The sequence below is a fragment of the Mangrovimonas sp. YM274 genome (assembly GCF_030908385.1).
Lineage (GTDB): Bacteria > Bacteroidota > Bacteroidia > Flavobacteriales > Flavobacteriaceae > Mangrovimonas_A.
Map to the genome: position 1 here is coordinate 17,041 of NZ_CP133091.1, position 25,866 is coordinate 42,906.

At 39.3% G+C, this 25,866-nt stretch carries 26 protein-coding genes; 8 read left to right on the top strand and 18 right to left on the bottom strand.

The window, feature by feature from the left end; genetic code table 11:
- Positions 1-220 precede the first annotated feature (220 nt).
- The gene (locus tag RBH95_RS00035; RefSeq protein WP_307900701.1) at positions 221-1,156 is read right to left on the bottom strand and encodes an endonuclease/exonuclease/phosphatase family protein; all 936 of its coding nucleotides are present in this window, start codon (positions 1,154-1,156) and stop codon (positions 221-223) included.
- Between the two features lie 111 nt (positions 1,157-1,267).
- Here RBH95_RS00035 and hflX point away from each other — a divergent pair, with 111 nt between their 5' ends.
- Positions 1,268-2,491 carry a GTPase HflX gene (gene hflX, locus RBH95_RS00040; protein WP_307900702.1) on the top strand — a complete coding sequence of 408 codons (1,224 nt, stop codon included), beginning with the start codon at positions 1,268-1,270 and terminating at the stop codon, positions 2,489-2,491.
- Positions 2,492-2,541: 50 nt separating this feature from the next.
- On the opposite strand, the gene RBH95_RS00045 is transcribed toward hflX, so the two are convergent.
- The 12 genes from RBH95_RS00045 to RBH95_RS00100 form a co-directional block, all read right to left on the bottom strand.
- Positions 2,542-3,489, bottom strand: coding sequence for a DUF3078 domain-containing protein (locus tag RBH95_RS00045; RefSeq protein ID WP_307900703.1), 948 nt, complete (start codon positions 3,487-3,489; stop codon positions 2,542-2,544).
- 81 nt (positions 3,490-3,570) lie between these two features.
- On the bottom strand, positions 3,571-4,074 hold the full coding sequence (locus tag RBH95_RS00050; protein ID WP_307900704.1) for a DUF2480 family protein: 504 nt from the start codon (positions 4,072-4,074) through the stop codon (positions 3,571-3,573).
- A gap of 17 nt (positions 4,075-4,091) precedes the next feature.
- A complete protein-coding gene (locus RBH95_RS00055) occupies positions 4,092-5,927 on the bottom strand; it encodes an ABC transporter ATP-binding protein (RefSeq protein ID WP_307900705.1) in 1,836 nt (611 codons plus the stop codon).
- Between the two features lie 71 nt (positions 5,928-5,998).
- Complete coding sequence (locus RBH95_RS00060; RefSeq protein ID WP_053976383.1) at positions 5,999-6,325, bottom strand: DUF59 domain-containing protein; 327 nt, start codon at positions 6,323-6,325, stop codon at positions 5,999-6,001.
- 1 nt (position 6,326) lies between these two features.
- Positions 6,327-6,749, bottom strand: a complete 423-nt coding sequence (locus RBH95_RS00065; RefSeq protein WP_307902269.1) for a SufE family protein — start codon at positions 6,747-6,749, stop codon at positions 6,327-6,329.
- A 37-nt stretch (positions 6,750-6,786) separates the two neighbouring features.
- Positions 6,787-7,245: a hypothetical protein gene (locus RBH95_RS00070; RefSeq protein ID WP_307900706.1), complete on the bottom strand. Its 459-nt coding sequence runs from the start codon at positions 7,243-7,245 to the stop codon at positions 6,787-6,789.
- A gap of 56 nt (positions 7,246-7,301) precedes the next feature.
- Positions 7,302-8,516, bottom strand: coding sequence for an aminotransferase class V-fold PLP-dependent enzyme (locus tag RBH95_RS00075; protein WP_307900707.1), 1,215 nt, complete (start codon positions 8,514-8,516; stop codon positions 7,302-7,304).
- A 102-nt stretch (positions 8,517-8,618) separates the two neighbouring features.
- On the bottom strand, positions 8,619-9,932 hold the full coding sequence (gene sufD / locus RBH95_RS00080; protein WP_307900708.1) for a Fe-S cluster assembly protein SufD: 1,314 nt from the start codon (positions 9,930-9,932) through the stop codon (positions 8,619-8,621).
- Between the two features lie 46 nt (positions 9,933-9,978).
- Positions 9,979-10,731, bottom strand: coding sequence for a Fe-S cluster assembly ATPase SufC (gene sufC / locus RBH95_RS00085; protein ID WP_307900709.1), 753 nt, complete (start codon positions 10,729-10,731; stop codon positions 9,979-9,981).
- A gap of 2 nt (positions 10,732-10,733) precedes the next feature.
- The gene (locus RBH95_RS00090; protein WP_307900710.1) at positions 10,734-11,141 is read right to left on the bottom strand and encodes a hypothetical protein; all 408 of its coding nucleotides are present in this window, start codon (positions 11,139-11,141) and stop codon (positions 10,734-10,736) included.
- Between the two features lie 54 nt (positions 11,142-11,195).
- Complete coding sequence (gene sufB, locus RBH95_RS00095) at positions 11,196-12,644, bottom strand: Fe-S cluster assembly protein SufB (RefSeq protein ID WP_307900711.1); 1,449 nt, start codon at positions 12,642-12,644, stop codon at positions 11,196-11,198.
- 17 nt (positions 12,645-12,661) lie between these two features.
- Positions 12,662-12,991, bottom strand: a complete 330-nt coding sequence (locus RBH95_RS00100; RefSeq protein WP_307900712.1) for an iron-sulfur cluster assembly accessory protein — start codon at positions 12,989-12,991, stop codon at positions 12,662-12,664.
- A 175-nt stretch (positions 12,992-13,166) separates the two neighbouring features.
- On the opposite strand from RBH95_RS00100, the gene thiL reads away from it, so the two are divergent.
- Positions 13,167-14,213 (top strand): thiamine-phosphate kinase, encoded by a 1,047-nt coding sequence (thiL, locus tag RBH95_RS00105; RefSeq protein ID WP_307900713.1) that lies wholly within the window; start codon positions 13,167-13,169, stop codon positions 14,211-14,213.
- Here thiL and RBH95_RS00110 read toward each other — a convergent pair.
- The 4 genes from RBH95_RS00110 to RBH95_RS00125 form a co-directional block, all read right to left on the bottom strand.
- Positions 14,210-14,392, bottom strand: coding sequence for a hypothetical protein (locus RBH95_RS00110; RefSeq protein WP_307900714.1), 183 nt, complete (start codon positions 14,390-14,392; stop codon positions 14,210-14,212). The two genes, thiL and RBH95_RS00110, sit on opposite strands and share 4 nt — an antisense overlap.
- Before the next feature lie 261 nt (positions 14,393-14,653).
- Positions 14,654-14,917 carry a hypothetical protein gene (locus tag RBH95_RS00115; protein WP_307900715.1) on the bottom strand — a complete coding sequence of 88 codons (264 nt, stop codon included), beginning with the start codon at positions 14,915-14,917 and terminating at the stop codon, positions 14,654-14,656.
- 63 nt (positions 14,918-14,980) lie between these two features.
- A complete protein-coding gene (locus RBH95_RS00120; RefSeq protein ID WP_307900716.1) occupies positions 14,981-15,757 on the bottom strand; it encodes an alpha/beta fold hydrolase in 777 nt (258 codons plus the stop codon).
- Positions 15,758-15,820: 63 nt separating this feature from the next.
- Positions 15,821-16,477, bottom strand: a complete 657-nt coding sequence (locus tag RBH95_RS00125) for a hypothetical protein (RefSeq protein WP_307900717.1) — start codon at positions 16,475-16,477, stop codon at positions 15,821-15,823.
- Between the two features lie 106 nt (positions 16,478-16,583).
- Between RBH95_RS00125 and RBH95_RS00130 the strand changes: the two genes are divergently transcribed.
- Positions 16,584-17,909, top strand: coding sequence for an aspartate kinase (locus RBH95_RS00130; RefSeq protein WP_307900718.1), 1,326 nt, complete (start codon positions 16,584-16,586; stop codon positions 17,907-17,909).
- A 67-nt stretch (positions 17,910-17,976) separates the two neighbouring features.
- Here the strand turns inward: RBH95_RS00130 and RBH95_RS00135 are convergent, their stop codons facing one another.
- The gene (locus tag RBH95_RS00135) at positions 17,977-19,269 is read right to left on the bottom strand and encodes an aminopeptidase P family protein (protein ID WP_307900719.1); all 1,293 of its coding nucleotides are present in this window, start codon (positions 19,267-19,269) and stop codon (positions 17,977-17,979) included.
- A gap of 147 nt (positions 19,270-19,416) precedes the next feature.
- Here RBH95_RS00135 and RBH95_RS00140 point away from each other — a divergent pair, with 147 nt between their 5' ends.
- The 5 genes from RBH95_RS00140 (at position 19,417) to RBH95_RS00160 (ending at position 25,713) form a co-directional block, all read left to right on the top strand.
- On the top strand, positions 19,417-20,286 hold the full coding sequence (locus RBH95_RS00140; RefSeq protein WP_307900720.1) for a hypothetical protein: 870 nt from the start codon (positions 19,417-19,419) through the stop codon (positions 20,284-20,286).
- A 112-nt stretch (positions 20,287-20,398) separates the two neighbouring features.
- Positions 20,399-21,076: a succinate dehydrogenase cytochrome b subunit gene (locus tag RBH95_RS00145; RefSeq protein WP_053976399.1), complete on the top strand. Its 678-nt coding sequence runs from the start codon at positions 20,399-20,401 to the stop codon at positions 21,074-21,076.
- Between the two features lie 14 nt (positions 21,077-21,090).
- The gene (locus tag RBH95_RS00150) at positions 21,091-23,103 is read left to right on the top strand and encodes a fumarate reductase/succinate dehydrogenase flavoprotein subunit (protein ID WP_307900721.1); all 2,013 of its coding nucleotides are present in this window, start codon (positions 21,091-21,093) and stop codon (positions 23,101-23,103) included.
- A gap of 10 nt (positions 23,104-23,113) precedes the next feature.
- Positions 23,114-23,860 carry a succinate dehydrogenase/fumarate reductase iron-sulfur subunit gene (locus RBH95_RS00155; RefSeq protein WP_307900722.1) on the top strand — a complete coding sequence of 249 codons (747 nt, stop codon included), beginning with the start codon at positions 23,114-23,116 and terminating at the stop codon, positions 23,858-23,860.
- 83 nt (positions 23,861-23,943) lie between these two features.
- Entirely contained in the window at positions 23,944-25,713 is a 1,770-nt protein-coding gene (locus RBH95_RS00160) for a DNA mismatch repair protein MutS (protein WP_307900723.1), read from the top strand.
- Positions 25,714-25,866 lie beyond the last annotated feature (153 nt).

A 25,866-nucleotide genomic window follows, 5' to 3' on the forward strand; every position in this document is an offset into this window, starting at 1 on the left:
CAAATTCAAAACGCACCTTGAACACACTGATTGAAAGCACGTTAAAAACAAATCGTTATAAATGATTAATAGCTAATTTAATTCCTGAGGCTTTGCATAGTCAGAAATAAGATTCCGAATATAAAAAAAATGCCTATTAACATACCATTAACATTGGCATAATAGATTAAATGCATTAATCTTCGACGAAGTGAATTAGGAGTGTTTGTAAGAAAAATTATTACATTTTTTTAATAAGAATATACACCGGAAAATGATCACTAAATCCTCCTTTGTATTTGTTCCCAACATAGGTCCTGTAGGGCTGCCCACTATACTTCCCCTTATACTGAGCTAAAAATTTGTCATTGAATATTTTAGCATAACCAAACTTATACACCCCTTGCTTGGATTCAAAGAAATTTATTGAGCATAAAATCTGATCGAAAAGGTTCCAATGGAACTGGAAATTAATGCTGCCATGATCCAAATCCAACAACGTTTCCATAGGATTAAAAAGCATGTCATTTTTCACAAGACTTCTAATACTCTCATCATCTGGATTATCATTGAAATCTCCTAATATAACAACCTTTGGATCCTCATAATTTAATCGTAATTGAACCAGTATTTCCGATACCATTTCGGCGGCTGCCATCCGTTTATATGCGGATTCACCTTCTCCTTCCCTTCGGGACGGCCAATGGTTTACAATAAAGTGCATTTGTTCACCGTCTAAAGTACCACTTACCAATAAAATATCACGCGTATAATCTCTAATACCATTTTCATCTTCTATAAAAACGGTAAACCGTTCAGAAGCGCTCACCTGAAAAACCTCTTTATCATACAAAAGCGCAACATCTATACCCCGCGTATCTGGAGAGTCATAATGGACATAACCATAATCATGATGTTTTAAATCGGGGCTACGCACTAAATCTTCTAAAACAGTATCATTTTCAATTTCAGCCAATCCTACAATTGCAGGCGGTCCCTTAGTTTCATGCTTACCTATTTTAGCAATTGCCGACCCTATTTTATAGATTTTTCGTTCATAGCGCTTTTGGGTCCAATGCCTATCTGCAGCTGGCAAAAAGTCATCATCGTTGGTGTAAGGATCATCTTCAACATCAAACATATTCTCAATATTATAAAACGCTATTATCTGCTGCATTGTAAAAAAGAATTAATTTTTGAAATATTAAGAATCCCTCTCAAAGATAACCTATAAATAATAAAAATTAAAATGCTCACAATTGCGTAAATTTGTACCATAATTATATTTATGTTAGAAAAAAAAGACATCTCGCTTGAAAAGGCAGTTTTAATTGGCATCATTACCAAAGACCAAGATGAAACCAGATCCAAAGAATATTTGGACGAGCTGGAATTTTTAACCTATACAGCTGGGGGTGAAGTAGTGGCACGGTTTACACAAAAAATGGACATGCCCAACCCACGTACCTTTATTGGGACTGGAAAAATGAACGACGTTCAGGAATATATAAATGAACACAATGTTGGCACCGCTATATTTGATGATGAGCTCTCTCCTGCGCAGGAACGCAATATCAGCAAAATACTGAACTGCAAAGTTTTAGATAGAACCAATTTAATTCTAGATATTTTTGCCCAAAGAGCCCAAACCAGTTATGCCAGAACCCAAGTAGAATTGGCGCAATGCGAATATTTACTACCCAGACTTAAAGGAATGTGGACGCACTTGGAACGCCAAAAAGGGGGAATTGGAATGCGTGGTCCCGGTGAAACCGAAATTGAGACCGACCGTAGGATTGTTAGGGATAAAATAGCGCTATTAAAGGCCAAGATCAAAACCATCGACAAACAAATGGCAGTACAACGTGGTAACCGCGGCCAAATGGTCCGTGTTGCCCTTGTAGGATACACCAACGTAGGCAAATCTACCCTGATGAATGTCATTAGCAAAAGTGAAGTGTTTGCCGAAAACAAACTCTTTGCCACGCTTGACACTACCGTTAGAAAGGTGGTCATTAAAAACCTACCTTTCTTAATGAGTGACACCGTGGGATTCATCAGAAAATTACCAACCCAACTTGTAGAAAGTTTTAAAAGCACCTTGGATGAAGTGCGCGAAGCTGACTTATTATTACATGTGGTAGATATCTCCCATCCTAACTTTGAAGAACATATTGATTCTGTGAATAAAATTTTGGATGAAATAGATAGTGCCGACAAACCTACCATTATGGTATTCAACAAAATTGACGCCTACGAAGCTGAACCTTTTGATGACAATGATTTAGTTGCTGAACGCACCAAAGTGAACTATACTCTTGATGAATGGAAAACCACTTGGATGAGTAAAATTGGAGATAATGCGCTGTTCATTTCCGCTACCAATAAGGAAAACTTAGAAGACTTTAGAAAACGCGTCTATAATGAAGTAAGGAAAATTCATATTACCAGATTTCCCTACAATCATTTTCTGTATCCAGATTATGACGAAAATTACGACGATGCACAATAAAAAAGGAACGCTTGCATAACAAGCGCTCCTTTTTTATTCTATAAAGCTTTTTAGAACTTGTACGACAGCCCTAAAGTGTAATAAGTTTGTAATTCGTTATCCACATTGTCAAAATCCGGTTCTTCCACTCCTGTTGGATCCGTTAATTGCTCATATTGCTGAAGCGCATAATTCAAAGCTTCTTGTTTATTGCCTCTCAATCCAAAGTCAAACCCAACTCCAATATTCTTCCATAAGGTATAAGTGAAGGAATTGGTCCATGTCCAATTGGAAAGATTCGAGCTCTTATAACTTAAAAAAGCCGAAAGATTGGTTTTAAAATCAACAGGCCCCAACTTTCTTGTATAATCGGCAACGATTTTAGAACCAAAAGAGGATTCAAATACGGTATCCTCATCACTAAATACTATGTTGTAGTTTAAAGGGTGCACTACTACAATTAAATCTGTAATAGGCGTCCAAGTAGCCCCAACCCCAAAATCTAAATATCCAGGATCGTTGAAATTGTCTAAAATGGTAGTTCTATATTCCACTAAAGCCGAAGCCGCCAATTTACTGGTGATTTTATAACCATATAGTGAGGTTATATTAAAAACATCGGTCGTTGGCTGAAAGCTATCATCATCATTAGGATCATCTTTATCGTCTAGCTTAACCCATTTCAGATTTAGGTTCAAAGCATTTTTCCAAAAATACTTTTCTCTGTCCAAATTGGCATAAGCATTTACTGTACCCCCAAAATTACCCGAAGAGTTATTAGGAGTTCCTTGTGCATACCAATTATCAAAATTGGAAAGGCTTCCTCCCACAACACCAAAAGCGCCAATTTTCCATCCTGGAAACGCATCAATTTGAGATTGCAGATCATCTACTCGTTTTTGAATATCACTTATAGAATCCTTTTTGGCCTTTTGTTCTGCTTTTAATTCCTCTAAGGTTTGTGCATTCGCAGCCACAGCACAAGCCACCAACGCCAAAGAACACAGTAATTTCTTCATTTTGATTGTTTTATATAAGGGTTTATACCCTACAAAAATAGGTTTTTTCTGAAATCCTCCTAAAATAAAAGCATGGGATGTCTATTTTTTATACAGTGGCACCGTGGAACAAGCCTCACCAAACATAATGGATTTTGCTACCCCGTTCAATCTGGAAACCAATAAGGTGTAGGCTGTTTCTGGAATGGGCTTATTAGAACACCCTTTAATAATGACAGGCTTGTCACGAAATTGTTCGACATCCAATTGGGAAACAATATCTTGAAATATTGACGACTCCAAATCCTGAAGAGTTCCAACAACCACTTTTTTAGCATATGAAGACGCTTGCGTGGCAATCAATAAATAGGCCCAAGAGGGGATAATCGCCTCAGCCGAACACTGCAAGGCCAAATAACCATCTTGATATTGGCTCCAATCGTGTTGCTTTACGTATTCCCGAAAGTCCTTCTCCTTTAAAATCAACTCTTGGAACAACCAGTCCTTGATATCAAAAAGCACACGGGCGCCTTTAGGATAAAAGTCTTCCAAATCTATAGTTACCAATTTACTATTGGCTACGCGGTTAATTATTTCATCTGCCATAACGCAAAATTACATTTTTATTGATAGCCCTCTGCCTGAAGTGTAAACAATTCGGCATACAATTTTGGATGTGCCATGAGCTCTTCATGCGTGCCTATTTCCAACACACGGCCTTCTTCCAACACCAAAATTCTATCGGCTTGTCGTACTGTACTAAATCTATGGGAAATCAAAATGCTTGTCTTTCCTTTGGTTAACCCAATAAAGCGCTCAAACACTTCACTTTCGGCCTTGGCATCAAGTGCTGACGTAGGCTCATCCAAAATCATCACTTCAGCATTTTTCATATAAGCCCTTGCCAAAGCTACTTTTTGCCATTGCCCCCCTGAAAGCTCTTGACCGCTCACAAAACGTTTCCCCAACTGTTGGTCGTAACCTTTGCTCAAAGCTTCCACCACTTCGTTTGCCAAACTTAATCGAGCTGCATTTTCAATCTTTTTCTGGTTGCCAAGTTCCTTAATATCTCCTATGGCGATATTCTCTTTAACCGTGAATTCGTATCTAAAGAAATCCTGAAAAATTACCCCAAAGAATTGTTGGTACTCCGCCTTCTTAAACCTGTTAATATTCACACCGTCCAAAAGAATCTCTCCAGAAGTTGGCTCATAAAAGCGTAATAGCAACTTGGTGAGCGTCGTTTTTCCTGCCCCGTTTTGCCCTACAAAAGCTAGTTTTTCTCCTGCCTTTAAAGTGAAACATACACCTTTTAAAATCTCATGATCGGAATCTGGATAGGAAAAATAGACATCTTTAAATTCAAAACCTTGTTGAATATGTTTGGGGAGCGGCACATCTTCTTGAGTATTGGCATCTACTGAAATATCAATAAAATCGAAATAGTCTTTTAAATACAAGGCACTCTCCGAAATCCGGGTAAATCTTGAAAAGAACTCCTGAAGGTTCTTCATCAACCTATTGAAAGAACCCGATAAAAAGGTCAATTCACCCAACGTAATCACACCCGACAACACGCGATATATAATGAATACATAAGCTGCGTAATAACTTATGGAACCCAAAACATTGAACAAAAACCCTAAAGCCGAACGTTTCACGGCTAAGATTTTATTGAGCTGATAATATTCTTCGGAAAGATTCCTAAATCGATCTACTATAAAATCGGTAAGGCCGAACAATTTAATTTCTTTGGCTGTTTTATCATTGGCACCTATAAACCGCAAATAATCCAATTCCCGTCGTTCTGAGGTCCAACTTCTCGCCAAAGAATACTGCTGTTGGCTAAACCTTATTTCATTAATAAAGGATGGAATAATACTCAGTACCAATAAAATGATAAGGTAAGGTTCAAAATACACAAGACCAGCTACCAAAGTAGCAATGGAAATAGCACTTTGGGCTTGCCCCAAGACGTTAGACATCAAACCTACTCTACCCGTAGTTTGGGTACGTGCACGTTCTAGCTTATCATAAAACTCTGAATCCTCAAGCAAACTTATGGTTACCTGATTGGTCTTTTTGATAATGGTAACAGAAGTCGCAATATTATATTCATCCCCTAACAGACCATCGGTAAGGGAAATGGCCCTACTGATAAAATCTGATAAAATCACTAAAGCAAATTCAATAGCCACATATGTCCACAATTGGGTATAATCGGTGGTTTCAATAGTCGTTTGAGTGACAATCTCATCAATAATCAATTTACCCACCCATAAAATGACCACGGGAAGCAAGGCTCCTATCAAACGGCACAAAGCCGACAAGACGAAAAGCTTTTTATTGACATTCCAGATTTCCCTAAAAAACCGAGGAATGTACACCAAAGCATTAAAGGAAGTCCTTATGCTGGTTTTGTCCTCATCCTTTATTGATTTGGGTGTACGTCTTGCCATTTGTGTAAATCTTGTTATAAAAGAGAAAAGGACTTAATTAAGTCCTTTTTGTTTATATGAATATTGAAATGCTACAGCATTCCCAATTCCAATTTTGCTTCTTCGCTCATTAACTCTTGAGACCATGGAGGATCAAAAGTAATCTCTACCTCTGCAGACTTTACGTCATTAAGAGATTTCACCTTTTCCTCAACTTCCAGAGGCAAGGTTTCTGCCACAGGACAATTAGGCGTGGTTAGTGTCATTAAGATTTTCACATCGTAATCCTCATTGACAAAAACATCGTAAATCAACCCCAATTCATAGATATCTACAGGAATTTCAGGGTCGAAAATAGTTTTTAAAACCCTTACAATTTTTTCTCCAAGGGCATTGGTATCTATAGTGGTATCGCTCATCTTAGTTTAACTGTGTTTGGTATGCTATAGCATACATTTTTAGTTGTTTGATCATACTCACCAAGCCATTGGCACGGGTTGGCGATAGGTGCTCCTTTAATCCAATATCATCAATAAAATTAGTATTGGCCGCAATAATGTCCGCAGGACTTTGGTTTGAAAACACTCTGATAAGGATGGCGATAATCCCTTTAGTGATAATAGCATCACTATCGGCTGTAAATACCACCTTTTCATATTCCAATTGAGCATGCACCCAAACCTTACTTTGGCAACCTTTGATGATATACTCATCGGTTTTATATTGCTCATCGATTAATGGCAAGGTCTTACCTAAATCGATCATATATTGATAACGCTCTTCCCAATCGTCAAACATTGAGAACTCGTCGATAATGTCATTTTGAATATCCTGTATACTCACGTCGTTTATTTTCATACAAAAATACAAAAGTTAGCCGTTATTCAACTTTTTCCGCCAAGGATAGTAATTGAAGAACAAGCGGTTCGATTTCTTTTGGAGGATTGCCATGATCGAAAGAAGGACTATGGAACAAGGTTCCTTGATCGGTTATTTTCAGCACAGCAATCAACGCTCCGTCATACTGATGCGCCTTAGAGGGCACCTCTAAATTTTGCAGTTCTTTTAAGTCTATTTTATCTACCAAGGCATAAATTGAAGCCAACTCTTGTACAGTACAATGCACAACTTTGGGCTCTTGGGCTCTATCCAATTGCACAGTCAAAGAATCACCTTCCAATACAATTCGTTTGTAGGCGCCTCGGGTCAACGCCGAATATTCTACAATGTACTGGTGCTTCTCCTGCTCTTGCAATTTGACATCTTCATTTGCCTGCGCTTTGGTACCACAGCAACTGTACAACACAAAAAGATTTAAAACAAACAATAGCTTATTCACAGATAACTGATTTTAAATTACGATAGCATGATTACAAAAAAGAAGCCATACTTTGGTTATGATAACATCATTTTAGCCTTTTTAACCCCCGCTACCAAGGCATCGATTTCTTCCTTGGTATTATAAAAAGCGAAGGAAGCCCTCACCGTTCCAGGAATTTTAAAGTAATCCATAATCGGTTGTGCGCAATGGTGTCCTGTACGGACTGCCATGCCCATTTTATCCAAAATAGTTCCCACATCATATGGATGGATGCCTTCCAAATTAAAGGAAATCACTGAAGTTTTCTCTTCGGAAGTCCCGTAGATTTTTAAGCCTTCAATGTCCGACAATTTTTCAGTAGCATACTCCAACAACTCATGTTCATAGGTAGCAATGTCATCAAAACCTATCGCATTTAAATAGTCGATAGCAGCTCCAAAGGCAACCCCTCCACAAATATTTGGCGTCCCTGCTTCAAACTTATGAGGCAAATCGGCATAGGTTGTTTTTTCAAAGGTCACCTCGGCAATCATCTCACCTCCTCCTTGATAAGGCGGTAATTTTTTCAGCCATTCTTCTTTTCCATACAGCATTCCCACTCCCGTTGGTCCACACATTTTATGTCCCGATGCCACATAAAAATCCACATCCAATTTTTGAACATCCGGTTTTATATGTGGACATGCCTGAGCGCCATCAATCAAAACTGCTGCACCCACCGCATGGGCCTTTTCAATAATGCTTTCAATAGGATTGATAGTCCCCAAAGCATTGGAAATATGATTGACAAACACCAACTTGGTATTCTCACTTAAAAGTTCTTCAAAAGCACTCATTACCAAAGCACCTTCATCATTCATAGGAATCACCTTTAAAGTAGCTCCCGTGCGCTCACACAACATCTGCCAAGGCACAATATTACTGTGGTGCTCAAGGGCAGAGACAATAATTTCGTCTCCTTTCTTTAACAAAGCAGAAAACCCATTGGCCACCAAATTAATACCATGCGTGGTCCCTGAAGTAAAAATGATTTCATAGGGATGTTTGGCATTAAAATGTGTTTGAATGATATGCCTTGCCTGCTCATATTTGTCGGTTGCCTCTTGGCTCAAACTATGCACCCCTCTATGAATATTGGCATTGTAATGACTGTAATAATCAACAATAACATCAATCACCTGTTGCGGTGTTTGGGATGTGGCGGCATTATCAAAATACACCAAAGGTTTTCCGTTAACCTCACGGTTAAGAATTGGAAAATCTTGTCTGATGGTTTCTACTTTAAACATGGTAATGATCTCTCTTTTTATTATAGCCCATAAGCTTACATTGACCCAGTAAAACAAAAAAGGGAAGGGTTTTACATATTGGCCCTTCCCTTAATTTTTGATTTATAAGTCAAATCCAATATTGACACCCAGTTTTTTGGCAATCAATTTTGTAATACGTTTTTTAATTTCAGGGATTTTAACCGAATCCAAGACATTGTTACTGAAAGCGTACATCAACAGTGCACGAGCTTCCTTTTCTGGAATTCCTCTTGAACGCAAATAGAACATCGCGCTCTCGTCCAATGCTCCAATGGTACATCCATGCGAACACTTCACGTCATCCGCAAAAATCTCCAACTGTGGCTTGGTGTTAATAGTGGCCTTATCGCTCACCAAAATATTGTTGTTAGCCTGAAAAGCATTGGTTTTTTGCGCTTCTTTTTCAACAATCACCTTACCGTTGAACACCCCTGTAGCATTGTCGCCATAGATACCTTTATAATCTTGGTGGCTTTCACAGTTTGGTTCAATATGGTGTACCAAAGTACTATGGTCTACATGTTGCTTGTCACCAATAATAGTCACTCCTTTTAGGGTAGAATCAATGCGCTCACCATGTTGGAAGAAATTAAGGTTGTTTCTCGTCAATTTCCCTCCAAATGAAAAGGTATGTACCGAGGCATGACTCTCCTGCTTTTGCTTAATAAACGTATTGTCAATCAAAGACGCATTTTCATTGTCATTTTGTAGTTTGTAATAATCTACAATTGCTCTTTTATTGGCAAAAATTTCAGTAACACTGTTGGTCAACACAGGGTTGTCTGTCAAACTTTGGTGACGCTCAATAATTTGAACATGTGAGTTCTCATCCACCACGATCAAGTTACGAGGTTGCAACATTAAAGCCGCTTCGTTACCTGTTGAAAAATGCACAATTTGAATTGGCTTTTCAACAATTTTATTCTTTGGAATATGAATATAAGCTCCTTCATTTGAAAAGGCCGTATTCAAAGACGTCATGCTATCATCCTTTGCTGCCTTGTTGAAATAATTTTCAATTACCAAGCGGTATTTTGGCTTAGCTATGGCAGACGACATCAAGCAAACATCCACACCTTCATGGGTAGTTTGCGACAAATGCGAAGAATACTTTCCATCGATAAAAATGATTTTATACGAATCGATATCATGAATCAAATAGGGTTTGATATCCTTGTATTCTATCGCTTTCTCCCCTTTGGAAAACAGGCTGTAATCATGCTTTAAAACCGTGTTTAAAGACGTGTATTTCCAAGCCTCATCCTTTTTGGAAGGAAAGCCATTTTCCTCAAATATTTTTATAGCATTGTTTCTTATGGCATGCAAAGGCGAGTGATCCTCTAGGTTATCCTCGAATGCAAAGTAAGAAGCAACTAATTTTTCTTTTAAATCCATAGGTTCAATCTTCAATAATCAGTAAGAAAACAACGGTTTTCCAAGTTTAAGCGTTTACTTCTTCCTTGATCCAGTCGTACCCTTTTTCCTCCAATTCATGGGCCAATTCCTTGCCTCCTGATTTTACAATTCTACCTTTATACAATACATGCACATAATCTGGCACGATATAGTCCAACAAACGTTGGTAGTGGGTAATGACTACCACAGCGTTGTCCTTACTTTTTAATTTGTTCACCCCATTGGCAACAATACGAAGGGCGTCAATATCCAACCCTGAATCTGTTTCGTCAAGGATGGCCAATTTTGGCTCCAACATGGCCATTTGGAAAATTTCATTACGCTTCTTCTCTCCTCCAGAAAACCCTTCGTTTAAGGAACGTGACAAGAATTTTCTATCGATTTCCAATAATTCGGATTTCTCACGAATCATTTTAAGCATTTCGTTGGCTGGCATCTCTTCCAAGCCCTTAGCCTTGCGGGTTTCGTTGATGGCCGTTTTCATAAAGTTGGTCACTGAAACACCAGGAATTTCAACAGGATACTGAAAAGACAAAAAGATTCCCTTGTGGGCACGCTCCTCAGCCGAAAGCTCGTCGATAGCCTCGTCTTCCAAAAGGATTTCGCCTTCTTCTACTTCATATTCTTCCTTCCCTGCAATAACCGAAGCCAAGGTACTTTTTCCAGAACCGTTAGGCCCCATGATGGCATGAACTTCACCAGGTTTTACTTCTAGGTTAATTCCTCTAAGAATTCCTTTATCCTCAACACTTGCGTGTAAATTGGTAATCTTTAACATACTTATTCTGCTCCTAATTTAATAACATCCTTTTCCTTGTTAGATGCCATAACTTTAATAATCTCTTTTATATCAAAACGGTTGTCCCAACCTTCTTCCCCTTCTGGTTTTGGAGTAATTACCCCTCTCACCTGAACGGTTACATAATCGGTTGGTTCTTCCTTATAGGCCTTTGCCTTATCATCCAATTCATGCATCTTCTCATTAATCACAACCGCATAAACCTCAGACGGCGTGTGTAGCACAGCAGCATCGGCATAGTATACAAACTCGCCGGTCATTTCAACATACCCATCATTTTTTGGGGTAGTTTCAGTAATGGCGTCTCCTGTTACTTCTGCTGGTTTTGATTCATTTTTACAGCTTAAAGCCAATCCGGCTATACATAATAATGTGAAGATGTTTTTCATATATGAATTCACTTTTTGGATGTTACACTTTTAATTTCTAGTCTTCTCTAATGCTTATCCTACGGAACCTTCCAAACTAATTTCCAATAGTTTTTGGGCTTCTACCGCAAACTCCATTGGCAATTTGTTCAACACCTCCTTACTGAACCCGTTTACGATAAGTGCAATCGCTTTTTCAGTATCGATACCACGTTGATTGCAGTAAAAAATTTGGTCTTCACCAATTTTACTGGTCGTGGCCTCGTGCTCTATTTGAGCCGTTTTATTTTTAGCTTCAATATATGGGAAGGTATGGGCACCACACTCATTACCCATCAACAAGCTATCACATTGCGAAAAGTTTCTCGCGTTTTCTGCTCTTGAATGTACCTGAACCAAACCTCTATAGGAGTTTTGCGATTTCCCTGCAGAAATACCTTTGGAAATAATGGTCGATTTGGTATTCTTTCCTAAGTGAATCATTTTCGTTCCAGTATCTGCCTGTTGGAAGTTATTGGTAACAGCGATAGAATAAAATTCTCCTACCGAATTATCACCTTTCAACACACAACTTGGGTATTTCCAAGTCACGGCACTACCGGTTTCTACCTGCGTCCAAGAAATCTTGGCATTGGTTTCGCACAATCCACGTTTGGTCACAAAATTGAAAACCCCTCCTTTTCCTTCGGAGTTTCCTGGATACCAGTTTTGCACTGTAGAATACTTGATTTCGGCATCGTCCATGGCAATCAATTCCACCACCGCAGCATGCAATTGATTTTCATCTCTACTTGGTGCAGTACACCCTTCCAAATAACTTACATAACTACCTTCATCGGCAATGACCAAGGTACGTTCAAACTGCCCTGTTCCTGCTTGGTTAATTCTAAAATAGGTAGACAATTCCATTGGGCATTTTACCCCTTTTGGAATATAACAGAAACTACCATCACTAAACACTGCACTATTCAATGCCGCATAAAAGTTATCCTTTTGTGGCACTACAGTCCCGATATATTTTTTCACCAATTCCGGATGCTCTTGAATGGCTTCGGAAATGGAACAGAAAATAATCCCCTTTTCAGCCAAGGTCTTTTTGAAAGTAGTCGCCACCGAAACGGAATCCACAACCACATCCATAGCCACACCAGCTAATTTCTTCTGTTCATCCAAAGAAATCCCTAACTTTTCAAATGTAGCCAACAACTCAGGATCTACTTCATCCAAGCTGTTGTACTTTGGCTTTTTGTTAGGGGCAGAATAATAGGAAATCGCTTGAAAATCGGGCTTTTCATAATGCACATTGGCCCACTCTGGCTCAATCATTTGCTCCCAAGCCCTAAAGGCTTCCAACCTCCAGTTGGTCATCCACTCTGGCTCTTCTTTCTTTTTGGAAATTGCCCTAACAATCTCCTCGTTCAATCCTACAGGAAAGGTATCAGACTCTATGTCTGTATAAAAACCGTACTCGTATTCCTTGGTTTTTAACTCTTCTCTTAAATCGTCTTCAGTATACTTACTCATTCTCTTTACGCTTCAATTTACAGTGAAAACGATTCACCACAACCACAAGTCCTATTGGCATTTGGGTTGTTGAATACAAAACCGCTTCCATTTAATCCTCCGGAATACTCCAAAGTGGTACCAATTAGATATAAAAAGCTCTTCTTGTCCACAATAATTTTTACACCATTGTCTTCAAACACCTTATCTTCATCCAGCTGCTCTTTGTCAAACTTCAAATCGTATGACAAACCAGAACAACCACCACTTTTCACACCAACCCGAACAAAATCAGTGACAGAGTTATAGCCATCCTCGGCCATTAACTCCACAACTTTCTTTTTAGCCGCTTCTGATACTTTAATCATAATAATATAGATTACATCTAAATAGACTGCAAATATACAATATAAGTAGGCTTAATCAAGCGAACCTAACATTATATTAGCAAATAGGCCTATAGAAACTATTGATGCCCACAGGCAGCCCTGGATATCTTAAAAAGGATTCCTAAAATCATTCAAATATCCTTAAATTTGCAACATGATAGAAGACAAGAATCAAGCCCGTACCCCGCTTAGTGAACTTGGAGAATTTGGCCTTATTGACCATTTAACCAAGAACTTTAAAATCACCCACGAATCTACCATAAAAGGTATTGGTGATGACGCTGCCGTTTGCGATTTCGGCAACCAGCAAGTAGTAATTACTACCGATTTACTGGTTGAAAATGTACATTTCGACTTGAGCTATATGCCGTTAAAACACCTAGGATATAAATCTGTAATGGTGAATCTTTCCGATGTATATGCCATGAATGCCATGGCCAGCCAAATAACAGTCTCCATAGCTGTTTCCAACAGATTTCCTTTAGAGGCATTGGAAGAACTGTACGCCGGTATTGAAACGGCTGCTAAAATTTACGGAGTTGATGTTGTGGGAGGCGATACGACATCGTCCACAAAAGGCTTACTAATTTCCGTAACCGCTTTTGGAACCGCCAACAAAGAAGATATTGCCTATAGAAACGGCGCAAAACCAAATGACCTTTTAGTAGTCACAGGAGATTTGGGCGGTGCCTACATGGGCCTACAGGTTTTGGAGCGCGAAAAGAAAGTATTTGAAGTGAACCCAAACAACCAACCAGATTTGGACGCCTACACCTACATCATAGAAAGACAGCTAAAACCAGAAGCTAGGAAGGATATTATAAAGCTATTAAAAGATCTGGAGGTCAAACCAACGGCTATGATTGACATTAGCGACGGCCTATCTTCTGAAATCATTCACCTTTGCAAACAAAGCAAGGTAGGCGCAGAACTTTACGAAAACAAAATACCATTGGATCCTCAGGTTATTGCCACTTGTGAGGAATTTGAAATTGACAGCACAACCATTGCTTTAAACGGTGGCGAAGATTATGAATTATTGATGACGATTTCGCAAGAGGACTTCCCTAAAATAAAGGCCAATCCTAACCTGTCGGTGATTGGTTATATAACCGAAGAAAGCAGGGGCATGCATTTAATTACACGTGCGGAAGAAGCAATCCCCATTATTGCTAAGGGATGGAATGCACTAGATAACTAAGAACAGTGGTGCTCTAATTTTCGCTTGGTCCTCTTTTCATAAAGTTGACCAAGTATTTCATTGATTTCCTTTCGTGTATCTGTCAAAGGAGTCAATCTACCCGTATCACTGGTAGTTACTTGCTTCTTGCAGAATTTACATTCGTACTCTTTTACATAGAGCGTAATCTCTTTTTTCATCACAAAATGATGATCGAACAGTTTACAAATTAAAGTTTTCAAGGCGCTATTCAATTAAATATTAGGGAACCCTAACTTAGCAAAAAAATTGAATTGAGCAAATAAATTAACGTTATAAAATTAACAGGCTTTTTCTTTCAGGAAACGACAACTAAAAATCCAATAAAACTAACTGAATTTCAGCACAATACATCATCCACTTACTTTTCAGAAGAAAATTGAAAAGCAATTAAATGTTAAAAATAAGGAGAGAACAATTATTTAATAAGCAGCCGTTCCAAGCGATTTAGCCTGCAAACGACTCATACGTCTTGTGTAGACCTGCTCCAACAAACTATTTATTTCCTGATACTTAGGCGTCAATTCTCTTAAATGGCCATCGCTATCGGTAGTTAGTTGTCTTTTGCAGCATTTGCAAGTATACTCCTTTACATGCAAGGTCACCTTTTTAGTGACTTCATATTTGTGACCAAAAACGCCACAATAAAGTTTAGCTGCAGAGTTGGGGTTAGTAGTTGTTTTCATAATCACTATATTTTGAGACAGTTAAACTTAATGAAAAAAACAAATTAAATTCGTCAAAAAGACCTAATTTTCGATAAAATGCAATATTTTGTAATCTAATTCTTTCCTATCTTCAATATAGCTCATATGACCGTCAGGAAATTCAACCAATTCTATATCCGATCCAGACACATACCCCATCACGCTATCATAGTCCAAAACCGGATCCTTAAGTCCTATGACCAATAACTTTTTAAACTTACCATTCACGAATTGACTCCGTCTATCCTTTCTAATCTTCATTCCTTCCAAAGCTGCAACAATTCCTTGTAATGGCGTTTTAAGAGCCTCATTTTTTACGTCATTAATTTCAGTTGCGAACCGCTCCCTATTTTCCTCAGCAAATAAATTTGCCACTGCCATACTTACAAAAGCCTTATGGTTTTGTTTTACCGCCTTAATCGCCCGATCCCTATTAAGCCTGCGCTCCTCGTTGTCAGATTCCGCCGTTGAATTCAATAAACAAATTGCACCAACCCGGAGCGGAAACAACTCCTGCAAAGCAAGAGCCACATAGCCTCCCATAGAATGCCCAATAACAACAGCATTCATAACCCCCAGATTTTCGAGCACAGCATTAACCGCCTTAGCCATATCTTCCATACTATGTATGTAACCAAGACAACCTGTTTCACCGTGCCCCAACAAATCAATCATAACAACCTGATGACTGCTTTTTAAAGTGCCAGCAAGATGATTCCACATTTCAATATTCTCCAAAAAACCATGAAGCAAAACAACGGGCTTCCCCTGCCCCTCAACTTTATAATGTACAGCAACTTCTTTATAAACAATTGTCATATCCAAATCAATTTATTTGCAAAATTAATCCAATTTTACACATACAAAGTCAACAAACTTCAATTAGACTTTCAACCTTTTAATCACCGAAAAGGCCTTATCAATTAACGGATCTTCTATAAGCACTGTAAACTCATTGGTGGTAGACACCACTTCATACAACGCAATACCCTCCCAAGCCAAACGCTTAAAAATTTGATAATACAAACCTGTAACTCTAGAATTATTTAATGGCAAACTTATACTTATTGCAGACAGTTGCCCAACCATACCTATTAATTGCTCTCCTTTAAAACAATCCAAAACATGCCGCTCTTCAGAACTTGAGATGATAAGATTACTTTCATGTATCCCCCTTGTAAAAGCATAAAAGATACTAGTGTTTACCCCAACATGTTCTAAAATCCTAGAATGACTGTCAATAAGCGTTTTTGAATTTTGAAAAGTAAAGTCCGTTAAATTAGACCGCACTGTAATATCACCCAAACCTTCCAACATCTTCTTCAATTTAACAGAACTTGCAATATTTTGCGGCGCACTATATCGCCGCAAGGCCATCATAATGGCTCCAGACTTCACGGGTTTCTTAAGCATTTCACTTACGGCCGGCACTAGTTCTTCCGCCAAAGCACTGTAGTTAATAATATTCCTGGATAAGGCTTCCTCCAAAAAGGGCTGGGAAACCAGCAATTCAGTCACACAAGACGCAATAGTTTTCATTTCGTTAATTATTTAACATTATGTGCAAATTTAGCGTAATATTTTTATTTTCATTCTAAAACAAGCACTTATAAATACCTTTGCAGTATAAATAAAGATTAAGACTATGTTAGTATTAAAGTTTGGAGGTACTTCAGTTGGTTCAGTAACCAACATGACCAATGTAAAAAACATCATTAATGATGGCAACAAAAAGATAGTAGTCCTATCAGCCATGTCTGGAACCACTAATGCACTTGTGGAAATCTCAGAAACCATTAAAGCTAAAAACATTACTGAAGCCAAACAATTAATCGCAGCCCTTAACGACAAATATCAGGACGTTATTGAAGAGTTGCTCCAGGATCAAACCTTGGCGAACGAAGCCACCGCCTACATCCTTGAAGTAATTAATACATTATTAACATGCGCCGAAAAACCACACAACGAACTACTATACAACACAATAGTTTCGCAAGGCGAATTGCTGTCAACCTTCCTATTCACCCAATTTCTAAAACAACAAGGTATTAACGCCCAACTAATTTCAGCATTGGATTTTATGCGTGTTGACAAAGCGCATGAACCTGATAATTTCTATATCAAACAAAACCTAAACCGCATCATAAACAACCTACCGGAGGCCGACATCTATATCACTCAAGGATTTATTTGTTTAGACGCCGAAGGCGCTGTAGCCAATCTTCAACGTGGCGGTAGCGATTACACGGCCACTATTATTGGTGCAGCCATCAATGCAGAAGAAGTCCAAATTTGGACTGATATCGACGGGTTCCACAACAACGATCCACGATTTGTACAGGACACCCATGCCATTTCAAACTTATCGTTCGATGAAGCTGCAGAATTGGCTTATTTTGGAGCTAAAATATTACATCCTCAAACCGTAATGCCCGTTCGTGACCTAGATATCCCGGTAAGACTTAAAAACACCATGGCTCCTGCTGCCTACGGCACGTTAATTACCAACAAAATCCACGGAGAGGGCATAAAAGCAATTGCTGCTAAAGATAACATTACCGCCATCAAAATTAAATCTGGCAGAATGTTATTGGCTCACGGTTTCTTGAAAAAAGTATTCGAAATTTTCGAGAAATACGAGACCTCCATCGACATGATTACCACTTCGGAAATTGCCGTATCCCTTACCATCGATGACACTACAAATTTATCGCATATTGTAGAGGAGTTGGAAAAATTCTCATCGGTAGAAGTAGATGAATACAGAACCATTGTTTGTGCCGTTGGAAACAATATTGTCTATCACCCAGACACCCCTAAGTTATTCCAAATCCTTCAGGACGTCAATATAAGAATGATTGCTTACGGAGGAAGCAACAACAATATTTCGCTATTAATCAATACAAGCGACAAAGTGGAAACACTTAGAAAACTAAACCGCTATATTTTTGAAACAGAACTAGCGGAATAACCCAAGTATCTAACTAACAAAAAAAGGACGTTGAAAAACGTCCTTTTTTTGTTAGTTAGATATATTCCTATTGATTCATTAAATCCTCAATCTCCTCTGCTTTAATTGGGATATTTGCCATTAAATTGAAGGGTTCCCCGTTAGGCTGAACAACAACATCGTCTTCCAAGCGAATTCCAAAACCTTCTTCTGGAATATAAATCCCCGGCTCTACAGTAAACACCATGTTTGGCTGCATTGGCTCTGTTAAAATACCATAATCATGCGTATCCAAACCAATATGGTGACTAGTACCATGCATAAAGTACTTTTTGTAAGCTGGCCAATCTGGATTTTCATTCTGCACATCGGCCTTATCCAACAAGCCTAGCCCCAAAAGCTCTGAAGTCATCATTTTTCCGACCTCCACATGATACTCTGCCCATAGCGTTCCTGGCACCAACAATTTGGTAGCATCATCCTTCACTTTCAATACAGCATTGTATACCTCCTTCTGTCTTTTGGTAAATTTACCGGAAACAGGAACTGTTCTACTCAAGTCACTAGAGTAATTGGCATATTCAGCTGCTGTATCAAACAAAATCAAATCCCCATCCTTACATTGCTGGTTGTTTTCTACATAGTGCAACACATTGGCATTATTTCCGGATGCAATGATAGGGGTATAGGCAAATCCTTTAGAACGGTTTCTCAAGAATTCATGCATCAATTCAGCTTCAATTTCATATTCCCATACGCCTGGCTTTACAAAATCCAACACGCGACGAAATCCTTTTTCAGTAATATCACAAGCCTTTTGCATCAAGCCAATTTCTATTGGATCCTTTACTGAACGTAAACGTTGCAAAATTGGATTGCTTTTGGCCACACGGTGCGCCGGATAGCGATCTTTTAACCACTTTACAAATCGAGCCTCACGAGTTTCCGTTTCCACATTGGCTCTATAGTGTTCGTTGGTATTAATATATACTGTATCACACTGGGTCATCAATTCAAACAACACCTTTTCCATATCTTTCAACCAATACACGGTCTTGATTCCAGAAGTTTCAAAAGCCTTTTCCTTGGTAAGCTTCTCCCCTTCCCAAACAGCAATATGCTCATTGGTTTCTTTCAAAAACAACAATTCCCTGTGCTGCTCCTTAGGACAATCGGGAAAAATCACCAAAATACTCTCCTCCTGATCCACACCACTGAGATAAAAAATATCCCGACTTTGTTGAAATGGCATGGTGCTATCGGCACTGATTGGATAAATATCATTGGAGTTAAAAATCGCTAAACTATTCGGCTCCATTTGGGCGGCAAAGTTTTTACGATTTTTAATAAACAATTCACGATCTATAGGTAAGTATTTCATAAAATTATATTTAGGTAACAAAAGTAAAGAGATTCTATCAGGATATCAACTTAATAAGCATTTGTTGCAAACACCACCCCAAAAGGCAACTTTCAAAATTTATACTATTTTTAATACTTTCAAGTTATATATAGAAACCCCAATCTGATGAAATTTTTAAAACTTAGCGTACTAGCCGTAATCACAATGATGCTGTCTTGCAGCGAAGACCAAGACGACAACATCCAAAGCACAGAACCCAACCTTATTATTAAGTTGAAATTCGATCCTACCCAGGAACGTCTCAACAATTTAGGACAACCGTCCAGCATTCCAGAAGGCAATGCAGCCCAATCTCCCACCATCACCCGCATGAGTGCCAATTACATTGAATTTGCTCCAGACCCATATACGCCATTGGGAGAAGGAGAAGTCATTTTTATGGGCCAGGAAACCACAGCAGGAGGCGCCAACGCTATCGACTTTCAAAATGCCACCTTTGGCGCAGATGGCGATGTGTTTTTAACCGTCCCCCTAAGCCAAGTCACTTCCGGAACTTATGAATGGGTCCGCGTATCCCTAGCCTACCAAGAAGGAGCGATTGATTTACTTGTAAATGCCATTGATTACACAGGAACTTTGGCAAGTTTTGTAGGCTACAACACCTACATCACTTCCTTCAATTTGAACGGCAGTACTTTTGATGTAAACGATAACCGTCCCCAAGGATTTTGGGCTTTTGAAGCAGAAGGTTACACTTCTGAAGGGCAAGCTCCAGAAGGCGCCACAACAGTCCCAAATCCATTGTTCGATTCCTCTCCTATTCCACAGGGATCTTGTGTGGTAACCGGTGAGTTTGAAGAAGGCTTCTCCATAACCGGAAACGAAACACAAGATATGGAAGTTACCCTATCATTTTCCATCAACAACAGTTTTGAGTGGAACGAAGTAAATTTTGACGGAAAATATGAACCCGCAGCTGGCGAACAAGTGGTCGATATGGGCCTAAGAGGCTTAATCCCAACGGTATCAAATTAAGCGACTTTTCAACCTGTTTAAAATCATTCTAAATACTTAATTTAAACTACAGCCCTTTGCCTAAATCTCTTTTGAAGTGTATCTTTGTTCGATAAAAATTAACTTCAAAAAAATGAGCGGATTTCTTAAATCTTCGATAGGAAGAAAAGTGGCCATGGCACTTTCGGCCTTCTTCCTAATGTTTTTCTTAATAATTCATTTAGCGGTAAACATCACATCACTTTTTAGTCCTGATTTATTCAATGAATTATCACATTTCATGGGAACAAATCCTTTGGTGCAATTGGCCTTACAACCTGTATTGATATTTGGTGTTGTATTCCATTTTGTGATGGGATTTGTATTGGAATTAAAAAACAGAAAAGCCATTGGCGTAAAATATGCACAAAACAATGGTGCGGCCAATTCTACTTGGATGAGCCGAAACATGATCATCAGTGGTGTTGTTGTATTGGCATTTATTTTGCTTCACTTCATCGACTTCTGGATTCCTGAACTTAACGTAAAATACATCCACGGCGACATGTCTGGATTATTGCCAGATGGCGAAAGCTACCGTTATTTTGAAGAACTGCAACACAAATTTGTATCTCCTATCCGTGTAGGAGCCTATGTAATTGCGTTTGTGCTTTTAGGCTTACACTTGGCACATGGATTTACATCGGCCTTCCAATCTATGGGAGCGACTGCAGGACGTAAAAAAACGATGCAACAAATAGGGAAAGCGTACTCTGTAATTATCCCACTAGGATTTATCATTATCGCTTTATTCCACCACTTTAACCATTAATCTTAAATACACAAATGGCTTTAGATTCAAAAGTACCAAAGGGTCCAATTAAAGATAAATGGACAGACTATAAAAATAAAATCAACTTGGTTAATCCTGCCAACAAACGTCACATTGATGTTATCGTGGTAGGAACAGGTTTAGCAGGAGGTTCTGCTGCAGCAACCTTAGCCGAATTAGGATATAACGTAAAGGCTTTTGCCTACCAAGATTCACCACGTCGTGCGCACTCCATTGCTGCACAAGGGGGTATTAATGCCGCCAAAAACTATCAAGGCGATGGTGACTCTACTTATAGATTATTTTACGACACCGTAAAAGGTGGGGATTACCGTTCTCGTGAAGCGAACGTATACCGCTTGGCTGAAGTATCTGCCAACATCATCGACCAATGTGTGGCGCAAGGGGTTCCTTTCGCTAGAGATTATGGAGGATTGTTGGACAACCGTTCGTTTGGTGGGGTTTTGGTATCCAGAACGTTTTACGCCAAAGGACAAACAGGACAACAGTTATTGCTTGGGGCTTACTCTGCCATGAACAGACAGATTGCTCGTGGTAAGATTGAAATGTTCAACAGACACGAAATGTTGGACGTTGTAGTGGTAGACGGTAAGGCTAGAGGTATCATTGCCAGAAACCTTATTACCGGTGAAATAGAGCGCCACTCTGCACACGCGGTTGTAATTGCTTCTGGAGGTTACGGAAACGTATATTTCCTATCAACCAACGCAATGGGATCCAACGCTACGGCTGCTTGGAAAATCCACAAAAAAGGAGCGTATTTCGCAAACCCTTGTTTTACGCAAATCCACCCAACATGTATTCCGCGTTCAGGTGATTACCAATCTAAGTTAACCTTGATGTCGGAATCCCTGCGTAACGACGGACGTATCTGGGTACCTAAAAACATGGAGGATGTCATGGCCATTCGTGAAGGCCGTAAGAAGCCTACCGATTTATCGGAAGACGAAAGAGATTACTACTTAGAGCGTCGTTATCCTGCTTTCGGAAACTTGGTGCCACGTGACGTAGCATCTCGTGCTGCAAAAGAGCGTTGTGATGCTGGTTACGGTGTAAATGCTACTGGAGAAGCCGTGTACTTGGATTTTGCTTCGGCTATAGAACGCTACGGTAAGGAGCAGGCTAAAATTCACAATATTGACAACCCAACAGAGGCTAAAATATACGAGTTAGGAAAAGGAATCGTAGAAGCTAAATACGGGAACTTATTCCAGATGTACGAAAAGATCGTTGACGAAGATCCGTACAAAACTCCAATGATGATTTACCCTGCAACCCACTATACCATGGGTGGTGTTTGGGTAGACTACAACTTGATGACGACCATTCCTGGATGTTACTGTATCGGGGAAGCCAACTTCTCAGATCACGGAGCAAACAGACTTGGAGCTTCAGCCTTAATGCAAGGTTTGGCCGATGGTTACTTCGTATTACCATACACGATTGGAGATTATTTAGCTGACGATATTCGTACAGGAAAAATCCCAACAGACTCTAAAGAGTTTGAAGAAGCTGAAAAAGCTGTTACAGACAGAATCAACTTCTTTATCAATAATAACGGAACGAAATCTGTAGACCACTTCCACAAACGTCTTGGAAAAGTAATGTGGGACAAAGTAGGCATGGCTCGTAACGAACAAGGTTTAAAAGAAGCCATGGCCGAAATTAAACAAATTCGTGAGGAATTCTGGAAAGACGTAAAAGTACCAGGAAACGCCAACGAAATGAACCCTGAATTGGAAAAAGCAGGTCGTGTGGCCGATTTCTTGGAATTGGGTGAGTTGTTCGCTAAAGATGCCTTAATGAGAGAAGAGTCTTGTGGAGGTCACTTTAGAGAAGAATCTGTTGAAGAAAGCGGTGAGCAAAAAGGAGAAGCAAAACGTAACGATAAAGACTTCGCCTTTGTTGCTGCATGGGAATACAAAGGAGAACCAGCAGATGCAGTGCTACATAAAGAAGAACTAGAATTTAAAGATATCGAACTAAAACAACGTTCATACAAATAAGATTGACATTATGAATTTAACACTTAAAATTTGGAGACAGAAAGACTCAAATGCAAAGGGTCAAATGGTCGATTATAAAGTTACTGATATTTCAGAGCATATGTCTTTTCTTGAAATGATGGATGTTTTGAACGAACAATTGGTAAACACCGGAGAAGAGCCAGTAGCCTTCGATCACGATTGTCGTGAGGGTATTTGCGGAATGTGTTCGCTATACATTAATGGTGAAGCGCACGGTCCAGACCGTGGGGTTACTACCTGTCAGTTACACATGCGTATGTTCAAAGACGGTGACACCATTACCATCGAACCTTGGAGAGCTGCGGCATTCCCTGTAATTAAGGATTTAGTTGTAGACAGAACCTCTTTTGAGCGCATTCAGCAAGCTGGAGGGTATATCTCGGTAAACACGTCTGGAAACACGCAAGATGCCAACGCTATTCCTATTTCCAAACATGCTGCCGACGAGGCTATGGACGCCGCCACCTGTATTGGCTGTGGTGCCTGTGTAGCCACTTGTAAAAACTCTTCTGCTATGTTATTCGTAGGAGCTAAGGTATCTCAATATGCCTTATTGCCACAAGGACAGGTAGAAGCGACAGACCGTGTAATGAACATGGTAAAACAAATGGATTTAGAAGGATTCGGTAACTGTACCAACACAGGAGCTTGTGAGATTGAATGTCCTAAAGGCATTTCATTAGAAAACATTGCAAGAATGAATAGAGAATTCTTAAAAGCTAATTTAAAAGGATAAACCTTTAATAGTGATTGATATTAAAAAACCTAAGCAGCAATGCTTAGGTTTTTTTTTGTTTCTTTAGCATTCATTTACAACCCATGGAACAACCTACAACCTTCTATAGTACCCAATTAGAAAATCATCAAAATCACTTAAAGCAATTCAATAAAAAATTGGTAGTCCTAAGTAGTCTACGGCTTACAGTTTTTTTGGTTGCTGCCATCGGCATTTACTTTACCTTCAGCACATGGCACATAGCCTTGGCAATAGGAGTTATAGGAACCATTCTCTTTGTATTCCTGCTCTCAAAATACACCGATTTAAAACGTCAGCGTGGCTTAACCAAAGCCTTGATCAACATCAATGAAGCAGAATTACAAATGCTCTCAGGCAACTATGACAACCAGCCTACCGGAGAAAAATTCCTAGACCCTCACCACGCCTATAGCCTAGATATAGACCTTTTCGGAAAAGGCTCTTTCTTCCAAACTATAAACCGAACTAAAACTAAAGAAGGTAAACAATATTTAGCAAAAACCTTAACCGCCAATAACATTGAAAACATCACCAAACGCCAAGAAGCCATTAAGGAACTCACCAAACTTCCAGAATGGCGTCAAAACTTTTCGGCTTTAGCCTCCTTGATTCATGTGGAAACACCAAACAAGGACATCATTAATTGGCTTCAGCAATACAAACCCTTTGCAAACCAACTATTAAAATACCTTCCCTTAGGGTTTAGCATGGCATCTTTAGCACTATTGGCCTTAACCATATTCCAGCTCATCCCCATGTCCATCAGTGGCTATTGGTTGTTATTAGGACTCATGATCACGGGGCGTCATTTAAAGAACATAAACATCCTTGCCGCTCATACCGATAAAGTAAAAGATACGTTTCGTCAGTATGCACAATTATTGCAACAGATTGAAGCGCAAACGTTCCAATCGAAACTCCTAACCGAGAAACAAGAACAGATTCAATCGCATCATAAAAAGGCGTCGGACATATTTGGACAATTGTCTGGCTACCTCGATGCTTTGGATAATCGTAACAACCTTATCTCCGCCATTTTTGGAAATGGCCTCTTCCTAACCGACCTCAAGCACAGTTACCATATCGAGCAATGGATTGCAACTTATAAAGACGTTACCAAGGAATGGTTTGACGTCGTATCCTTTTTTGAAGCCTACAACTCCTTGGCCAATTACGCCTTTAACCAACCAGATTTTGTGTACCCTAAAATTGTGCAGGACCAATCCTTGATCCATGCCACAGGTTTGGGCCACCCATTATTGGATGCCAACAAACGTATTACCAGCGACCTCATCATCGACAACCAACAGTTTTTTATTGTCACTGGCGCCAACATGGCGGGGAAAAGCACCTTTTTACGTACAGTGTCCCTGCACATCATGATGGCCAATGTTGGGCTTCCGGTATGCGCCCAAGAAAGCAGCTATCACCCTATCAAGTTGATTACAAGCATGCGCACCACTGATTCCTTGACCGATGACAGCAGTTATTTCTTTTCAGAATTGACCAGATTAAAATATATCGTCGACGCTATCCAAGACCAGCCTTATTTCATCATCTTAGACGAAATACTAAAAGGCACCAATAGCACCGATAAAGCCATTGGCTCCCGTAAGTTTGTGGAAAAACTAGTGGCCACCCATGCTACGGGCATCATTGCCACCCACGATTTGAGTTTATGTGAAATTGAAAAAGAATTACCGCCTGTTGCCAACTATTACTTTGATGCCCAAATAGTGAATGACGAACTGTTTTTTGACTACAAGCTCAAAAAAGGCATCTGTCAAAACATGAATGCCAGCTTCCTATTACAGAAAATGGGGATTGTGTAGTATACGTTCAATACAGCAATAATGAACTTTACTAAAAAATACATCCACCTATTTCTATAATACTTTAAGACCTACTTCCGGCAAAGCCGGAATAACCTGTCGTAAGTCTAGGAAGAGGGCTCCGTTAAAAATGTTCGAAGCCTTGGAGAACAT

Bases quoted from the DNA above. Each gene is read 5' to 3' on its own strand.
- RBH95_RS00035 (WP_307900701.1), bottom strand. From the start codon at position 1,156: ATGCAGCAGATAATAGCGTTTTATAATATTGAGAATATGTTTGATGTT.
- hflX (WP_307900702.1), top strand. From the start codon at position 1,268: ATGTTAGAAAAAAAAGACATCTCGCTTGAAAAGGCAGTTTTAATTGGC.
- RBH95_RS00045 (WP_307900703.1), bottom strand. From the start codon at position 3,489: ATGAAGAAATTACTGTGTTCTTTGGCGTTGGTGGCTTGTGCTGTGGCT.
- RBH95_RS00050 (WP_307900704.1), bottom strand. From the start codon at position 4,074: ATGGCAGATGAAATAATTAACCGCGTAGCCAATAGTAAATTGGTAACT.
- RBH95_RS00055 (WP_307900705.1), bottom strand. From the start codon at position 5,927: ATGGCAAGACGTACACCCAAATCAATAAAGGATGAGGACAAAACCAGC.
- RBH95_RS00060 (WP_053976383.1), bottom strand. From the start codon at position 6,325: ATGAGCGATACCACTATAGATACCAATGCCCTTGGAGAAAAAATTGTA.
- RBH95_RS00075 (WP_307900707.1), bottom strand. From the start codon at position 8,516: ATGTTTAAAGTAGAAACCATCAGACAAGATTTTCCAATTCTTAACCGT.
- sufD (WP_307900708.1), bottom strand. From the start codon at position 9,932: ATGGATTTAAAAGAAAAATTAGTTGCTTCTTACTTTGCATTCGAGGAT.
- sufC (WP_307900709.1), bottom strand. From the start codon at position 10,731: ATGTTAAAGATTACCAATTTACACGCAAGTGTTGAGGATAAAGGAATT.
- RBH95_RS00090 (WP_307900710.1), bottom strand. From the start codon at position 11,141: ATGAAAAACATCTTCACATTATTATGTATAGCCGGATTGGCTTTAAGC.
- sufB (WP_307900711.1), bottom strand. From the start codon at position 12,644: ATGAGTAAGTATACTGAAGACGATTTAAGAGAAGAGTTAAAAACCAAG.
- RBH95_RS00100 (WP_307900712.1), bottom strand. From the start codon at position 12,991: ATGATTAAAGTATCAGAAGCGGCTAAAAAGAAAGTTGTGGAGTTAATG.
- thiL (WP_307900713.1), top strand. From the start codon at position 13,167: ATGATAGAAGACAAGAATCAAGCCCGTACCCCGCTTAGTGAACTTGGA.
- RBH95_RS00110 (WP_307900714.1), bottom strand. From the start codon at position 14,392: ATGAAAAAAGAGATTACGCTCTATGTAAAAGAGTACGAATGTAAATTC.
- RBH95_RS00115 (WP_307900715.1), bottom strand. From the start codon at position 14,917: ATGAAAACAACTACTAACCCCAACTCTGCAGCTAAACTTTATTGTGGC.
- RBH95_RS00120 (WP_307900716.1), bottom strand. From the start codon at position 15,757: ATGACAATTGTTTATAAAGAAGTTGCTGTACATTATAAAGTTGAGGGG.
- RBH95_RS00125 (WP_307900717.1), bottom strand. From the start codon at position 16,477: ATGAAAACTATTGCGTCTTGTGTGACTGAATTGCTGGTTTCCCAGCCC.
- RBH95_RS00130 (WP_307900718.1), top strand. From the start codon at position 16,584: ATGTTAGTATTAAAGTTTGGAGGTACTTCAGTTGGTTCAGTAACCAAC.
- RBH95_RS00135 (WP_307900719.1), bottom strand. From the start codon at position 19,269: ATGAAATACTTACCTATAGATCGTGAATTGTTTATTAAAAATCGTAAA.
- RBH95_RS00140 (WP_307900720.1), top strand. From the start codon at position 19,417: ATGAAATTTTTAAAACTTAGCGTACTAGCCGTAATCACAATGATGCTG.
- RBH95_RS00145 (WP_053976399.1), top strand. From the start codon at position 20,399: ATGAGCGGATTTCTTAAATCTTCGATAGGAAGAAAAGTGGCCATGGCA.
- RBH95_RS00150 (WP_307900721.1), top strand. From the start codon at position 21,091: ATGGCTTTAGATTCAAAAGTACCAAAGGGTCCAATTAAAGATAAATGG.
- RBH95_RS00155 (WP_307900722.1), top strand. From the start codon at position 23,114: ATGAATTTAACACTTAAAATTTGGAGACAGAAAGACTCAAATGCAAAG.
- RBH95_RS00160 (WP_307900723.1), top strand. From the start codon at position 23,944: ATGGAACAACCTACAACCTTCTATAGTACCCAATTAGAAAATCATCAA.